The following is a 972-nucleotide window of genomic DNA, read 5'->3' on the forward strand; positions in this document are numbered from 1 at the left end:
AACTGTCGCTCGTTTGTTTCCTTTGCGTCCGGCTACTGCCCAGAACTTTGAACCAAGGAATGTACGAGTTCGTCCGGCGGCCCATGCCGCTTCCAGGAGTGCTGATTTGAGTGCTTGGTTCCCGGGTGTCGTGCTTACTCGTTTTTTTTACCTGCACTCTCGTGGTTTCCAGGACTCAGCCCGGCCCACGATGAAAGATGTGATGCCGAAGGGAAGACAGACATGTCCGTTCCCATTTCCGCCAATATGACTTTGGCGACATGGGAACCAACCCCCGGAATCGTCTGTAGAAGTTCTTCTTCCCTTTGATATGGAGCAAAGTACTGTTCCATATCGGCTTCCAGGTCAGCTATGGCGTTCTCCAGAAACGTAAGATGATCCAACGATCGTTGAATGGTTCTACGATGATGAAGAGTGACCCTGCCGTTGAGAGCTTGGATAAGCTCGGGAATCTTAGCTCGTAAGCGACCCTTGGCCAAGTCTGCTACTTGCTCGGGGTCAATGATTTCGCCGTTCACCAAAGCATTCAACATGAGGCGGCCCGATTTGCCAAATACGTCGCTCATGAAGGTCGAAATCTTGATATTGGCATCTTCGAGCACCTTGAGAATCCGGTTCCGCTCCGACGTCTCGTATCCCTTGAGCTTCCTGCGATATCGAGTCAAGTCTCGCAGTTCACGAATTTCACGGGGAGCGATAAAGCTTTTTCGGATCAGACCACAGCGGTGCAACTCAGCAATCCATTGGGCGTCTTTCTTGTCGGTCTTGCGTCCGGGGAGATTCTTAATATGAGCGGCATTGGCAAGTGTGACATCATAAGTTGCTTCTAGCACGTTGAACACAGGCTTCCAGTACACCCCGGTGCTTTCCATCGCGACCTCGGTACAACCCAATTCAGCAAGCCAGTCAGAAAGCTCCAGTAGCCCAGATAACACGGTGGGAAATTCCCGCATGAACATCTGCGGTTTCTGA

General features: G+C 51.4%; 1 protein-coding gene. It reads right to left on the reverse strand.

The window, feature by feature from the left end; all coding sequences use genetic code 11:
- Nucleotides 1-134: 134 nt before the first annotated feature.
- Nucleotides 135-972: IS110 family RNA-guided transposase (locus tag ASH01S_RS17615; protein ID WP_157067244.1), on the reverse strand; the 838-nt coding region annotated here is incomplete at its 5' end.

Source organism: Alicyclobacillus shizuokensis NBRC 103103 (assembly GCF_001552255.1).
In the GTDB taxonomy this organism is placed as follows: Bacteria; Bacillota; Bacilli; order Alicyclobacillales; family Alicyclobacillaceae; genus Alicyclobacillus_G; species Alicyclobacillus_G shizuokensis.